Source organism: Microbulbifer variabilis (assembly GCF_056232115.1).
Genome location: NZ_CP174325.1, coordinates 3696186 through 3709066, shown reverse-complemented (window position 1 = coordinate 3709066; position 12881 = coordinate 3696186). Strand labels below are relative to the sequence as shown.

At 45.1% G+C, this 12881-nt stretch carries 17 protein-coding genes; 9 read left to right on the top strand and 8 right to left on the bottom strand.

What is annotated here, in order from left to right:
- The first annotated feature begins 24 nt into the window (after positions 1-24).
- Both ACJJI7_RS16560 and ACJJI7_RS16555 read left to right on the top strand, forming a co-directional pair.
- Positions 25-966, top strand: a complete 942-nt coding sequence (locus ACJJI7_RS16560) for a phage portal protein (protein ID WP_444901709.1) — start codon at positions 25-27, stop codon at positions 964-966.
- Between the two features lie 50 nt (positions 967-1016).
- The gene (locus ACJJI7_RS16555) at positions 1017-1304 is read left to right on the top strand and encodes an Ogr/Delta-like zinc finger protein (RefSeq protein ID WP_475717087.1); all 288 of its coding nucleotides are present in this window, start codon (positions 1017-1019) and stop codon (positions 1302-1304) included.
- Here ACJJI7_RS16555 and ACJJI7_RS16550 read toward each other — a convergent pair.
- On the bottom strand, positions 1301-1549 hold the full coding sequence (locus tag ACJJI7_RS16550; RefSeq protein WP_444901711.1) for a hypothetical protein: 249 nt from the start codon (positions 1547-1549) through the stop codon (positions 1301-1303). The two genes, ACJJI7_RS16555 and ACJJI7_RS16550, sit on opposite strands and share 4 nt — an antisense overlap.
- Before the next feature lie 316 nt (positions 1550-1865).
- On the opposite strand from ACJJI7_RS16550, the gene ACJJI7_RS16545 reads away from it, so the two are divergent.
- Both ACJJI7_RS16545 and ACJJI7_RS16540 read left to right on the top strand, forming a co-directional pair.
- Positions 1866-2159 (top strand): helix-turn-helix domain-containing protein, encoded by a 294-nt coding sequence (locus ACJJI7_RS16545; RefSeq protein ID WP_475717086.1) that lies wholly within the window; start codon positions 1866-1868, stop codon positions 2157-2159.
- Between the two features lie 299 nt (positions 2160-2458).
- Entirely contained in the window at positions 2459-3136 is a 678-nt protein-coding gene (locus tag ACJJI7_RS16540) for a hypothetical protein (protein ID WP_444901713.1), read from the top strand.
- A 55-nt stretch (positions 3137-3191) separates the two neighbouring features.
- Here the strand turns inward: ACJJI7_RS16540 and ACJJI7_RS16535 are convergent, their stop codons facing one another.
- The 7 genes from ACJJI7_RS16535 to ACJJI7_RS16505 form a co-directional block, all read right to left on the bottom strand.
- Positions 3192-3746: an SMI1/KNR4 family protein gene (locus ACJJI7_RS16535; protein ID WP_444901714.1), complete on the bottom strand. Its 555-nt coding sequence runs from the start codon at positions 3744-3746 to the stop codon at positions 3192-3194.
- Positions 3747-3970: 224 nt separating this feature from the next.
- A complete protein-coding gene (locus tag ACJJI7_RS16530) occupies positions 3971-4210 on the bottom strand; it encodes a hypothetical protein (protein ID WP_444901715.1) in 240 nt (79 codons plus the stop codon).
- Between the two features lie 19 nt (positions 4211-4229).
- Entirely contained in the window at positions 4230-4472 is a 243-nt protein-coding gene (locus tag ACJJI7_RS16525; protein WP_444901716.1) for a hypothetical protein, read from the bottom strand.
- Complete coding sequence (locus tag ACJJI7_RS16520) at positions 4465-4905, bottom strand: hypothetical protein (protein ID WP_444901717.1); 441 nt, start codon at positions 4903-4905, stop codon at positions 4465-4467. The genes ACJJI7_RS16525 and ACJJI7_RS16520 overlap by 8 nt, the downstream gene beginning before the upstream one ends.
- Positions 4902-5174, bottom strand: a complete 273-nt coding sequence (locus ACJJI7_RS16515) for a hypothetical protein (RefSeq protein ID WP_444901718.1) — start codon at positions 5172-5174, stop codon at positions 4902-4904. The genes ACJJI7_RS16520 and ACJJI7_RS16515 overlap by 4 nt, the downstream gene beginning before the upstream one ends.
- A 256-nt stretch (positions 5175-5430) precedes the next feature.
- Positions 5431-8163, bottom strand: coding sequence for a toprim domain-containing protein (locus ACJJI7_RS16510; RefSeq protein WP_444901719.1), 2733 nt, complete (start codon positions 8161-8163; stop codon positions 5431-5433).
- Positions 8164-8173: 10 nt separating this feature from the next.
- Complete coding sequence (locus tag ACJJI7_RS16505; protein ID WP_444901720.1) at positions 8174-8386, bottom strand: hypothetical protein; 213 nt, start codon at positions 8384-8386, stop codon at positions 8174-8176.
- Positions 8387-8590: 204 nt separating this feature from the next.
- On the opposite strand from ACJJI7_RS16505, the gene ACJJI7_RS16500 reads away from it, so the two are divergent.
- The 5 genes from ACJJI7_RS16500 (at position 8591) to ACJJI7_RS16480 (ending at position 12550) form a co-directional block, all read left to right on the top strand.
- Positions 8591-8923, top strand: coding sequence for a helix-turn-helix domain-containing protein (locus ACJJI7_RS16500; protein WP_444901721.1), 333 nt, complete (start codon positions 8591-8593; stop codon positions 8921-8923).
- On the top strand, positions 8913-9941 hold the full coding sequence (locus ACJJI7_RS16495; RefSeq protein WP_444901722.1) for a phage integrase: 1029 nt from the start codon (positions 8913-8915) through the stop codon (positions 9939-9941). The genes ACJJI7_RS16500 and ACJJI7_RS16495 overlap by 11 nt, the downstream gene beginning before the upstream one ends.
- 84 nt (positions 9942-10025) lie before the next feature.
- Positions 10026-11195, top strand: a complete 1170-nt coding sequence (locus tag ACJJI7_RS16490; protein WP_444901723.1) for a PIN domain-containing protein — start codon at positions 10026-10028, stop codon at positions 11193-11195.
- A 621-nt stretch (positions 11196-11816) separates the two neighbouring features.
- Positions 11817-12335, top strand: coding sequence for a hypothetical protein (locus ACJJI7_RS16485; RefSeq protein ID WP_282950756.1), 519 nt, complete (start codon positions 11817-11819; stop codon positions 12333-12335).
- Positions 12335-12550 (top strand): hypothetical protein, encoded by a 216-nt coding sequence (locus ACJJI7_RS16480; protein WP_282950757.1) that lies wholly within the window; start codon positions 12335-12337, stop codon positions 12548-12550. The genes ACJJI7_RS16485 and ACJJI7_RS16480 overlap by 1 nt, the downstream gene beginning before the upstream one ends.
- The last annotated feature ends 331 nt before the right edge of the window (positions 12551-12881 follow it).

The following is a 12881-nucleotide window of genomic DNA, read 5'->3' as shown; positions in this document are numbered from 1 at the left end:
AGCTTTGGCGAGCCTGAACCGGTATTGGGTGGTAACTGGGGCGACTATCTCGGCACTTTTCTACAGCCTAATGGTGACTACTATGAGCCACCTATAAGCCAGAAGGGATTGGTTAGCTTATTAGGTGCCAATGCTCACCATGGCACTATTCCTTTTTTTAAACGCAACCTGTTACGCAAATGGTATACCCCAAATAAAGCCCTCCGGCCTGAGTGTTTAGCAAACGCTGGCTTTGATCACTCTGTATTCGGGCATTGTTATTTCAAAAGGATATTTAACCCGTTTGGCCACTTCCTGCGCCTGGCACACTTACCGGCATTTAATATTCGCCGGATGAAAGAAAAAGATCGCTATTGCATGTTGCAACCGAACGGAGCAGATCCAATCCCATTTGAGCCGGGCGAAGTGGTCCAACTGAAAGAATATGACCCAACCCAGCAGATATACGGCAGGCCCCAGTACCTGGGCGGGGTCCAGTCTGTTCTGCTGAATGAAGATAGCACCCTATTCCGGCGCAAGTATTACAACAACGGGGCGCACATGGGGTACATTTTCTATACGGCTGATAAAAACCTGGGTGAAAAAGACAAAGAACGTATCCAATCACAGATTGAACAGAGCAAGGGGGTCGGTAACTTCCGTTCAATGTTCATCAACATTCCTGACGGGAAAGAAAAGAGCGTCCAGATTATTCCTGTGGGTGACATTGCCACTAAAGATGAGTTTGCAAAAATTAAGGATTTGAGCCGAAACGACATCCTCAGCAGCTGGCGAATCCAACCCGCCCTTGCTGGGGTTATGCCAGAAAACAATGCGGGCTTTGGTGATATTGAAAAAATAGATCGCGTTTACTACGAAAACGAAGTGCTACCAATGCAGCATGTTTTCTTAGAGCTTAATGAATTATTGCCAAGGGGAAAGAAGATTGAGTTTACTCAACCAGATTTCGCCCACACTCAAAACTAAAAGTATAATTACAATGCTTTTTAATTTACATTTTATACCAAGGTAGTAAAATGAGCGGATGCTTCAGAGAAGAAGGTGATGGTGGAATGCTTATAAACTGTATCAAGTGTGGTAGCAAAGCAACGATAACCAGCAGAAAAGATCTTGACCCTAAGCTTTCACAGCTCTATTGCGCTTGTAAAAACACTGACTGCGGGCACACTTTCGTAATGGACCTAAGTTTTAAACACACTATTTCCCCGCCCGCTACAGATCGTCGCGCCCTGCTTGTAGGCCTGATAAATGCTATGCCCACTACGGAGCGCAACGAGCTGCTAAAACAACTGGTTACAAGCTAAACTTGGCTTGTTAACCAATCTGGTAATTGTCGCAGGTCATCATTAACCCCCTCTTGTATCCGCATTAATTCCCGATCAATCAGATTTAGATAGGCTGCTCTTGATTCTTGCGGAGCATCCCCCCCAAACATTTTAAGAGCCAGCCGCAAATCAGATAGCTCATTCACAAACTGTATTCTCCGTTGCTCCACTACAGCTACAAGAGAATTTGGCAGGATAACGGTCTTACGTTTTGCGTTAGTCATGTCTAAAACTCCATCTTTAAACTAAGCATTCACACCCACCCTTTAGGAAAATTTTCCTTCCAAGTGGCTAACGTAAAAATCTTTTACCATCAAAGAATCACATCTGTAAATGGAATTTATTTTATGTTTCTAATATCGAAATTTTGCGTGAAAAGGATTTCTAATATCGAAATTTTGGGTGATTTTTGCACAGTCTGTAAGCAGCCCACTGTTGAATCAAGGTGTACATTAATTGACCAAACCTCACGTTCCTGACTTTTCAAGCAAAAGATCCTCAATCGCCTACCGGCTACGGCGCTCCCGAACGCAGACTGGCATGACAGGTCAAGAATTGGCCAACAAGCTTGGAGTCCATCCGACCAGCCTTTCCAAAATGGAACACGGAGACCAAGCTATACCCGCTGAGCTCCTTGCTGATTGGTGCTGTGTCTTGGAGATTTCTGTATCTACAATTCTTTACCCGGAAGGGACAGATAGAGCCCATGAGGAGGAGGCCCTTTTCTATATGAGAATCCTATCGGAGTTGAACCAAGATCATCGGACGCTAGTTCTTAAGCATTTGGAAATGGTTTATAAGCATGAAAAAAGAGAGATTCTGGCTTTGACATGAATACTAAGGTATTAAATTAAAATGCAAGTTGAATCATGCGCTAAATTCTAGCGCAAGAAATCATCACGATTAAAAATTCTAGAGGGAAGAAATAGCATACTGAACCTGACCTAACTAACCACCAATAGAAAAAATTGACAAATGTTAGATCAACTTTGAAACAGGTGTGGGAATAGTTGCACTGACTGAAAAATAATGTAGGGTCAAATATATTCACCCACCATATAACCCATAGACTACCCTAAATACTAGTACACTTTTAAGCCACAGGTCAGATCTAATTTTTGGAGCATTAAATTGTGAAATACATATTCTCCATATTAACTTTTCTACTTTTATCTTACCCAGCGTTTAGCAATGCAAGTAATGTTTCCGAAAAACTACCCTACTTAGTTAAAACAACTAATGAATTTTTTGACACCCTAAACCAAGAAAAAGAACCAAGTAATCGAGAATTAGCTACTATTATTGGAAAATCTTGCTCAACACTAGAGAGGCTACTTGGAAACACCTCCTTTTTAAATGATGTAGAAAAATTCAAAACCACATCACCCGATTTGCCACCCTATATAGAAAAGCTCAAACAAAATTTGACCCTCTTCCTAGAAAATTTTTTAGTGCCAGAAATTGAAATTTTAAAATCAGCTGGACTTTCTGATAACTCGATTTACAGGATATCAACCTACGCCTCCTATGCGATGTCATCGATTGAAGAAGATATGAGCATGTCAAATATTATAGCGAACCTCCATCGTCTGAGAGGATATATATGTATTGCAGAAAAGCGTATAAAAGAAAATTTAGACATTGAAATGAAAAGGGAACGAAAATTGGCGCTAATGAGAAGAGTAGGATTCGGAATGGCCGGCATAATATTAATTGCAGCGGATATATATTCAGCTGCACCAACACAAGGCTTATCTATTGTATCAGTACAAATAGGTGGAGAACTTATTAAGGATGCCATCCCTGAATAGTAGCAATTCACCCTGGTATTGACCTTGTGGATTATCAGAATAATTTACACCTCCGCTACATGTGTGGAAATAGATGGATATACTTCTTAGGATCTACGTCAGCTCCCCGTAGCAGATCTCTAATTGCGATTTCTATGTACTCCTCCAATGTTTCCCCCGTGGAGTTAACTTCCGCTCCATCTCTTCCATAACTTATTTCATATACTATTGGATTAGCATCACCACTACACTCAAAGAAAAGTAGTTCAGCACCATCTATAACCCTGAAAACGAAGCCGCTATCTGGTAATTTTTCACTATCACCGTCCTCTTCTAACTCTTCCCTAACCTCTTCTTGAAACTTTACTAAGTTATCAATAAGCTGAATCCCGCGCAGTTCATCTAACCACTTTGGGCCCCTTCCAAAAACACTGAGGAAATCAACGTAGGCTTCCGGAAATTTCAATCCTATACTTTTTTCGACCTCACAAATAGATTCTGAATCCGGCCTAAATTCATTAGGGTCGAACCTATGTCTAGAGTTTGCAAGTGCTGCTGCATATTCAGATAACTTTTCCGAAAACCCCATATTAAAACCCTTCAACTGTAATACTAAGGTCACATTCTGCATTAAGAGGAATCTAAAAGGCAAATTTTTATCATTACCTAAATCCATAAGAAGCTAAGATAAAACTTACTCTTTTCGCTAGGTTCCCCCTTTAAATTTATTGTTGCGCTTTCGCAGAACTGGGCGCGCCTTCAGCAGAGAGAACGGACACCTATAAACCTACGATGAATACTACGGAGGCACCACAAATAATAGGGCGGCAATTCTCATCAAATATTTCCATAAAATCACTGTTGCCCCTCCTCAGTTTCCCTAGCTTTTTCCTGGAGCCAGGATGTACCCCTCTCTATTGCTGTTAGCTTTGAAGCGCCGGTAATCGGCAAACGCATATCTCCCACACAAGCCCGGAATTCTAAATTTGATTCCTCAGTGCCTAGTTCAGCAGTCACGCCAATACTTAAAAGGAATTTGGCCCTATCTGATACAGATTTGATTTTTCCCAAGGCTTCCATTTGATCATCAGTCATTTGCTATCCCTCACCTTCCCTAGTGAATTTTTCCAGAAACCTTATGAATGGTCTGGGGCTGTATAGGTGGCAGGCTGATTTCTTCGAAGATGTCTATTGCGCAATCAGTCAATTGGCTTCTTGCCCAATCACTATTACGTTCTATCTCAGGCGTTAGTGATCCTCCGTTCACAAGATGCGTTTCGTACCCATTTAAAAGCTCAACCAAATATTCAATCCGGTCCAACAAGTCTGTTGAAATAGCAACGGTTTTCTTATCCATGTGCGGCCCCTCCCAGTTCACTATTTAACTTTCTAATGTCTGAAACCCGGTCTTCATGTGCCACAAAAATATCTTGTGCAGCTCTTAATTCCCGAACTGCTTCCTGCCTATTTACAGTGGTTGTTTCCGGGCAGGCGATACGCTCACGACATAAAGCGAGCGCAAGCTTTATTTGGCGAACTTCAGCTAGATCAAGTACACAAACTTCTTTGGCGGACATAGCGATTTCCTCATTGTTGTATTTTGAAAACTGTTGCGGGCTCTGCCCGCGATGGGTGTAGGCGGCCTCGCGGTAGAGACAACCAAAAAGCAATTGATCGCGCACGACTTCTGGCCAACTACAGGCGGCGTGGACCTGTGTGTTATTGAGCCAAGCGTTGTAAACCTGATATTCAGTAACCGTCTGGTAAAGGCGTAACCCCCGCTGGTTCATTCCTCAGCCTCCCGGCGCATTTCCTGCACCTGCTGTTTCAGTTGGTTCAAGCGGCTGCGCATATCCTCGGCCATCCCCCCGCTCTGCTTCTTCAGCCACTGCCCTATCTCAGATCGGGTGCGGGTGCATAGCAGGTGCCAAGCGAGGCAGTTGCGGCGGTGGGACTCGCTATAAGTGTCTGTGGCGGCAGATATAAGGGGGGGGGTGTCGGAAAGACCGAACCGAGCTAACCGCTCCCTCTGCACCAATGAAAAGTCCTTATCTTCCATACACTTAGCTCCCTAATTTCGGTTCAGTTGAAAACCGCACCTGAGCGAACCAAAAACCTAACCAATTGATTTATAAAGGTTTTTTTAAAGTAAAAAGTTAGGTTTCTAGTTTTTGTTTTTCCTAACTTGGTTCGGTCCTGGTTAGGTAAAAGTTCGTTTTCCCGGTTTCTCTATATCCCGCGTGGTTATTGGCTTTGCGGGCATTTTTGGGTTTCGGTTAGCTCGGTTCGGTCTTTCCGAAACCCCCTACCGTTTCTTAATCGGCGCCCTTATTGGCGTCTCTATGCTGGAAAACCCAGCAATAACGAGTGCGGTCGCCGTCTATCCCCGACTTCACGTTTTTACAGGCGATAAACTTGTGGCGGCGGCTGTTGGGCAATAGCTTTTTCAGCTCTCTGATGTCCGGGTGATCCACTTTGGCCAGCTCGCATTGCTGCTTGTAATGAATCAGATTGATTGCGATCAGGCCGTTGTCTTTGCTGTGGTTGAGGGTCTGCGCCTCTACTTTGCCGGCGTTATTGGTGTACACAGCAAGCGCCTCTGTGTCCGCCACTAGGCGAACATTGAGGTAGTCGTATATCTCCCAGAACTTCTGTACTTCCGGGTGATCCGCGCTTAAGCGGCCCTGGCGGTTTACCGCGCGTGTATAGATAAAGTGCTGGATGTCCTGAATGGTATTGGCGGTGAGCGAGGGAAACAGAATGGGCAAAGCTCCAGCCATGGCAGAGACCATGGCATGGGTTTTTACAACCCGCTGATCGTGGATCTCGCCCCGGTGGGCGTACTCCGCATCAAACTTCGGATAGTCTTCTAAGATTTTGCCAACAATGGCTTTCTCTTTGTGAAAGGCAGCGGGTAGAAAGCCGCTGACCTCTTCCACTGCGGCTCGCTCGAACTGCTGGGCTAACAGTTTGGTTTTCTCTGAAAAGTGCGCTTTGGTCGCGTGGCCGTGGACTATCCGCGATAGCAGAGCGGGGCTACCGTCTACGGTGTCATTCTGCGCAATTACAATGGCGCCGCGAAACGGCGGCTCTACGGTTTCGTTGCCGCGATTAAAGGCACCGGTTGAGCGAATGGCACGGCCATTGTAGGCGGTCTTCAGCTCCTCAAAATCAAAGCTGCCCTTCTTGGCGGAATCGTTCTGGCGGTCTGACTCAATCAATACCACCGGCATATTGGACAGCTGTGAGAATGCACGGGCACGGGCGGCAAATGTGGCCTTGCTGGGGTCGAAGCCTTCGTAGTCGTCACGACCACATAGCTTCCATAGAAATTCAATTACCGTGGTTTTACCAGCGCCATGCTCCCCGGTTAGCTCCAGAAATGGGAATACTTTTAGCTCTGCGCGGATTTGTTCGGCAAACAGTGAGCCCAGCCAAAACGCCAACGCCATCATTCCCAGGTGAGAGAAAACCAAGTGGTAGTCCTGTATCCAGCTGGGATCAAAGCTTTTGTTGTTGTGGATGTAGAGACTTTTAAAGCCAGTTTTAATGCGGTCTTTACCGGCAACAAAATAGCCTTGCTTATTGACCTTTAAGCGCCGGCCATTGTGAAAGGCGAAATCCTGAAAGACATAGGTTTGACAAGACTTGTCATAGCCTTGGTAACTGATTGTCCGCACCTGTTTGACGCCATTATCAAACCAGCGATCACGCAACATCTTGAGCTGGTTTTCACTGCCATCAAATGTGCTCCCCGGTGCTTGGTTGAGTAGTGCTTTATTAAAGGATTTTGGGCTCTCCAGATTTGATCCAGTGAGGGCAACTTGTAACCCCTTGCCTTTGGGAAGGTAAATATCGAAAAAATAGGCAACGTCTGTTGTCTCTTGATCTATCTCGCAGTAAAGGAACTTTGGCAGACAGTTACTAATACTATTTATGTTGAGGTTGCTATTGAAGATTTCCCGCCCCCTCTCTGTGGCCAAGGCATCTTCTAGGGTTTTTACTACTTCTTTTTCAGTTTTGTCATCTTCTATATCTGTCTGGTTATGTTCATCAATAGATTTCGACAGTTCCCGGTTAATATCGTCTTCGATGTGGACTGAATACAGGCGGTTATTGAAATCCAGTACCGTATAATTACGACGTTTTTTGCAGTGCCAGTGATAGGCTTTTTCTTCAATGCTACTGGCGGTGAATAGGCGCCCCCGGTAAAGGCAGTCTTCAATAAATTCTGGGGTTAATTTATCAGCCCGGTATAGGTCATCCCAGTCGTTACCGCCGCCCACCAGGGCAACATCGACCTTTTCTTTTTGCTTGCGCAAACGATCATAATATTTCTTTGCCATGGAACGACCGGCAGGGTCATCATCATAGCCAAGACGCCAGGTTATCTCCTGGGCTTTGTGTTCTTCTATTAGTTCTGTAGGTAGGTTGTTGCTAGAAAATGCAGCGACCACTTTATAGCCGCACAGCCATAGGGCGATAGCGTGGAAGATACCCTCAACAATAAATACGGTATCGCCTTTTTCTATCTGCTGGCTTGGTGGCTGCCAGCATTTACCCCCGTACTTTATATACTTTTTAAAAAAGCTCTTGTCGCCCAGCTCGCGTTCATGGGTTTTATTGATTACGCGATCCCAGTAGAAGCCATCCCATAGTTGAAAACGAACTACGGGCGCATAGCTCCCCTCCGGTAAAGGCCGCGCGGCCTGTTCGAACCAGTCCCCCACTTTAAGAAGTGGAAACTGGCGAACGTGTTCAATATAAGCGCGGGCCGTTGCGTTGGGTTCTTCAGGGGTTGCCGGGAATCTTTCAGAAAAATTTTCGAAAATGTCCGGGTAAATATCCCGGACAGATTCTTCATAACCACAATTGTTTTTGTGGTTACAGCGCACGACGATTGGTTTTTCAATCTGAATCCAGGCTGACTTCTTGCCGCAATCTGGGCAGTTGCCAGAATTTAGATACTTGCCACTGCGCTTGAATTTAAAACTCAAATCCTTTTCTAGCGACTCGACAACATCTCGGTTTATTTGGCTGTAGTCCATAGGTCACGCCCTATTCTTGGGTTATATGGGCGTCGTCGTCTAAACAGATCTGGGCTAGCTTGATCACGTTTATCAAGTTGTAGCGACCAATCTTGATGGTTGGTAGGTACCCCCTTTGTACTTGGCCGCGCACCGTGGAAAGTGTAAGACCCGTATCAATCGCGTATTGCTCTTGAGTGGTAACGGGGGATTTAAGTGGTGGTGGGTCGAGTTTTTCGCTCATTTCTTGTTGTCCTTCGCTCTTTAATGACTACTAACGAGCATATTTTTAAACACGATAAGGTTTAGATTCAATACCTTTTGGTATTGAAATGTTAACTTTGGCGTCATATTCAACAAGTAAGCATTGATGTAATGACTTTTTGGTTTGAAGCTGATGCTTTCTGGGCTAAATTCAGGGCCTAACAAATAACAAAGGCGAACAAAGGTGAGCGAGTCGACGGAAGACAGCGCGGGGGGAAGGCTGCGAGTCGTTAGAGAGGCTATTGGGTTAACGCAAGCAAATTTTGCTGAGAAACTCGGCCTAAAGGTTTATCAAATTAAGAATATCGAGTACGGCACATCAAGAATTCCAGAAGAAGTATTTGCCGTGATTGGACGAGCTATGCCAGAACTACTTCCCTGGGTGGTTTACGGAGGCAAAGTTTCGTTCGAGCAACTAGCGCAAAGTAAAAGTGACTTTTGCCAACTGTTAGTAGTCCGAATCAATATTGGCATGGTTACTAACGCAACTTTCTTGGAAAAAAAGGATGGCGATTAGAAAGCTTGCCAGCGGACGGTGGCAGGTCGACATTCAGCCTCAAGGGCGTGGCGGGCGGCGTGTCCGCAAGTCGTTTGATACTAAGGCTGAAGGTATTCGCTGGGAGCGTGCCCAGCTTGCCTCTGCTGACAAAGGAGAATGGGTGCCTCCGCAACGAGATAAGCGCCCGCTTTCTAGCTTGGTGGAGGAATGGTACACATTGCACGGCCACACGCTCAAAGACCATTCCGGGCGCCTGAACTATCTCCAAAATACCGTAAAGTGGCTGGGTGATCCGCGCGCGGTCACCTTTACTGCTGAGGACTGGATTCTCTATCGCAAGGGGCGGTTAGAAGCTCCAAACGATCAGGGCCGGCAACCTTGCGCCCGAACTATCAACCATGAACAGACCTACCTAAATGCGGTTTTCAATCGGCTGATTGCGCTAAAGAAATGGACTCTACCCAACCCCTTGAAGGGGGTGCCCAAGCTCCGAGTAAAAGAGCCTCCTCTTAGCTTCTTAAATGTCGAACAGCTACAAGCTTTAGATGATGCCCTCCTCAATGCCAGAAACCGGAATGTAAGAACGATCACCCGAATTTGTTTGGCTACGGGGGCAAGGTGGTCGGAAGCTGAAAACCTAGAGGCTGAGCGAGTCCATCATGGCAAAATAGAGTTCGTCGACACCAAGAATGGTAAGAATCGAAGTATCCCAATCAGCAAGGAGCTAGAAGCTGAAATATTAACCGGCCGCCCGAAGTTTGGTCGCCTTTTCCCCGGCACCAATTTCCGTGCCTTCCAGGAGGCCGTCGCCAGAGCAAACCTGACCTTACCAAGAGGTCAAGCGACGCATATCCTTCGCCACACTTTCGCCAGTCATTACATGTTGAACGGCGGAGACCTATTAAGATTGAACAAAATACTGGATCACTCCACCATGGAGATGACCATGCGCTACGCCCACTTAGCTCCAGAGCATTTGGAAGATGCAGTTAGCAAAAGCGCCCTTAGTAGCCTGGAAAAGTGTCGATCCGATTGAGTAAGATCAAGATAACGATTGTAGTTACAAGGCAAGTTAACGCACCTTTAACATAACTAAAAAAGAACCACAGAAATTAAGAGAATGGCAAAGAAAACAAGCAAAAAAAAGAACCCCAAATTATGTGTGATGTTCGATTCTAGTGTTTTGTATACACAAGTTGCCTCTGATTTGGTAAGTCATCGCGTCAAAGAGCTAATTACAGAAAACTCATCGCATAATGACTTGGATATAGATTGGCATCTCCCAAATGTAGCCATCGGAGAGCGACGCTACCAAATGCTCAAGAAGGCAAAGGAATTATTGCCTTCCATGCAGAAAATGGAAAAGCTTGTAGGACATAGTTTCGCAATTGGCGAAGACAGTCTTTCCTTATATGTGCAAAACGCAATTGACGCCAGCATTAAGGAACTTGGCTTTATAGTATCTGACATTAAGACTAGCAAGGTTGACTGGCAAGGTTTAATTGATCGTTCTATTAATAGACTGCCGCCGTTTGAGAATAATGAAAAAGAAAAAGGGTTTAGAGATTCAGTCATCGCTCATAGCTTTTTGCAACTAGTCGACTCTTCACCATCAACGCCCAATGTGTGCCGACTAGCATTAGTCGCGAATGACAATAGGCTGAAAGAATACATCCTCGAAAACACTAAGGAAAACAAAAACGTACGAGTTTTAGCAAACCTTGATGAACTAGAAAGCCTCATCAACACACTAGTTTCATCCATCCCGGAAGAGTTAGCTACCGAACTCACACAAAAAGCCAACAAGCTTTTCTTTGATGTGGGTGAAAATTCATTCTATTATAAAGGTAGTATTAAAGAAAAGATAACTAAAGATTTTCACGAAACACTAACAGCTTCACCGATTGAAAAGCTTCATAAAGAAACAAAAAAATGGGTGATTTTCGAACCAGTTTTCATCAAAAAAGAAAAATCAAAAATACATTGGGTGTCTCCAATTAAAGTTGAATTCAACCTATATCATTATATACATACCGATAGTAGTAGGCTTTGGAAGAACATTACTTCCATTACGAACCCCAATGAAGTGTACCTGAAAGCTACAGAGAGCCTCATTTCCAAATTAATTGTGGGAACAAAATCTTCGGGAGAAGCAGAGACAAAGATGATCGATTATACCGGACATGATCTCTTTGAAATCCACTGGAGTACTACTTTGTCACCAGCAAAAAATTTACTAAAACCAAAATTAGAAAAAATTGATTATTTGGGTGATGACCTGGCGGATTAAAGTTATACCGCCTGTTCCCTGGCACCAATTTCCGTTTATTTCAGGAAGCTGCTACCAGAGCAATCCTTACCAAGTGATCCACGCGCTTTCACCAGCCATTACATGCTGAATGACCGACACCTGTTAAAACTGAACAAAATGCAGGACCAATTCACTATGGAGATGGCCATACGTTACGTGTATTTGGCCCCCGAGCATTTGGAAGATGCAGTTAGCGAAAGCGCTCTCAGCAGCCTGCAAAAGTGTCAACAAAGTGTCAACGCTGGCGAGCAATAGAGATCAACGTAGGTTGCTCTTCCCTAGATTTTTCTAGTGATTACAGTATGTTGAGCACTAATGATTAACAATTGATCCGTCTTGAAAACCGTTGACTGTAACAGGTCCCAGGGTTCGAATCCCTGCCCCACCGCCATATAAAGTCTTGTAAATCATAGACTTACAAGCATCGAAGGGCGGTACCAATTTCCTTGGTACCGCCCTTTTTCGTTTACGTCTCAACAAAGTCTCAACGCAAAAATATCTCTTACTGCCAAGGAGGCGGGAAGTGCATGCCTTCATGGCGCCGGTACCCATCTCCAAGCTGAAAGAAAAAAGCAGAAAGCCATTTGAAAAGGAGTTTATATGGCAGCCTATAAGCTAAGCATGCGCGAGGAACTAGAGCGCAGGTATACCGAACTCAGACGGCAATCGATCCAAATGGCCAATGAGGCACTGGATCTACCGGATACCCGCCTTGCACTTGTCGATAGCGCCTCCTACGCGGCTTTCCGGCATTGGGAGAATCATCCCAACCGGAAGGTTGATTGGGACTGGCCTTCTTCCTGGATAAGCTGGAAACTCAAGTTCCCTAAACGATTTGAATCTGCTACTTGGGCTGGGAACCGTCTAGTAGGCTTCGCTATGGGGCGCCCAACCTATCATGCTACAGGGCTAAGGCTGGACTACATCGAGAAATCACCAGAAGCTGGGGAACCACATTTAGACCTAACCTATTTGGCCCTATACGCCTATGCCACTCTTCTCGGCGCTACGCATGTGAAAATCATGCACCCCATAAATAGTGATGTCCGAGATTACTATGAAAACAAAGGGTTCCAGTACGACCCCAAAAGCGACAGCTGTACCCGGAGAATTATTTGATGAATGACAAAATCAAAGACTTCAATACTGCTCATGATGAAAAGCTCAAAGGGCTTTCCAAAGAAGAGCGAGCAAAAGCTGGGCTAAAGAAGCTGGCTCAACAAATGAGAGCAGAGAAAGGCAAGATCAAAGAGCCTGAAGGCTTGGCATCCGGCAAAAGTGACAAAGACGGAAAAATGATCATTGATCTCGATAAGGACCATGACGATGAGTAACAAGGCGCTAACCGACAAAGAAAAACAGTTCACTGTTCTGCCCAATGAAGCAGATCCCAAAAGTTCGTACACAAAGGCAAAGAAAGCAATCTCAAAGGCGTTAGCTGAGATCAAGAAAGGTAAAGGCACAAGATAACCGCCTGTCCAACGCTGCCATTACGAATCAAGCCAGAGCGCGCCAGCCCTAGCTACAAAGATGCTCCTGTCGCCCTCTTCCCTTGTAGCCCGTACCAGTATTCTGAGGTTCTGATCAGTGAAAAATCTGTTCAAAGCTCTTCAAAACCTTTCATTTTGTGAAATCCCCATTGGCTGCAGGCCCCGCACCAGCTCA

Coding starts and splice junctions, on each gene's coding strand:
- ACJJI7_RS16525 (WP_444901716.1), bottom strand. CDS start 4,472: ATGGATAAGAAAACCGTTGCTATTTCAACAGACTTGTTGGACCGGATT.
- ACJJI7_RS16550 (WP_444901711.1), bottom strand. CDS start 1,549: ATGACTAACGCAAAACGTAAGACCGTTATCCTGCCAAATTCTCTTGTA.
- ACJJI7_RS16545 (WP_475717086.1), top strand. CDS start 1,866: ATGACAGGTCAAGAATTGGCCAACAAGCTTGGAGTCCATCCGACCAGC.
- ACJJI7_RS16480 (WP_282950757.1), top strand. CDS start 12,335: ATGAATGACAAAATCAAAGACTTCAATACTGCTCATGATGAAAAGCTC.
- ACJJI7_RS16495 (WP_444901722.1), top strand. CDS start 8,913: ATGGCGATTAGAAAGCTTGCCAGCGGACGGTGGCAGGTCGACATTCAG.
- ACJJI7_RS16555 (WP_475717087.1), top strand. CDS start 1,017: ATGAGCGGATGCTTCAGAGAAGAAGGTGATGGTGGAATGCTTATAAAC.
- ACJJI7_RS16515 (WP_444901718.1), bottom strand. CDS start 5,174: ATGGAAGATAAGGACTTTTCATTGGTGCAGAGGGAGCGGTTAGCTCGG.
- ACJJI7_RS16490 (WP_444901723.1), top strand. CDS start 10,026: ATGGCAAAGAAAACAAGCAAAAAAAAGAACCCCAAATTATGTGTGATG.
- ACJJI7_RS16530 (WP_444901715.1), bottom strand. CDS start 4,210: ATGACTGATGATCAAATGGAAGCCTTGGGAAAAATCAAATCTGTATCA.
- ACJJI7_RS16505 (WP_444901720.1), bottom strand. CDS start 8,386: ATGAGCGAAAAACTCGACCCACCACCACTTAAATCCCCCGTTACCACT.
- ACJJI7_RS16510 (WP_444901719.1), bottom strand. CDS start 8,163: ATGGACTACAGCCAAATAAACCGAGATGTTGTCGAGTCGCTAGAAAAG.
- ACJJI7_RS16520 (WP_444901717.1), bottom strand. CDS start 4,905: ATGAACCAGCGGGGGTTACGCCTTTACCAGACGGTTACTGAATATCAG.
- ACJJI7_RS16485 (WP_282950756.1), top strand. CDS start 11,817: ATGGCAGCCTATAAGCTAAGCATGCGCGAGGAACTAGAGCGCAGGTAT.
- ACJJI7_RS16535 (WP_444901714.1), bottom strand. CDS start 3,746: ATGCAGAATGTGACCTTAGTATTACAGTTGAAGGGTTTTAATATGGGG.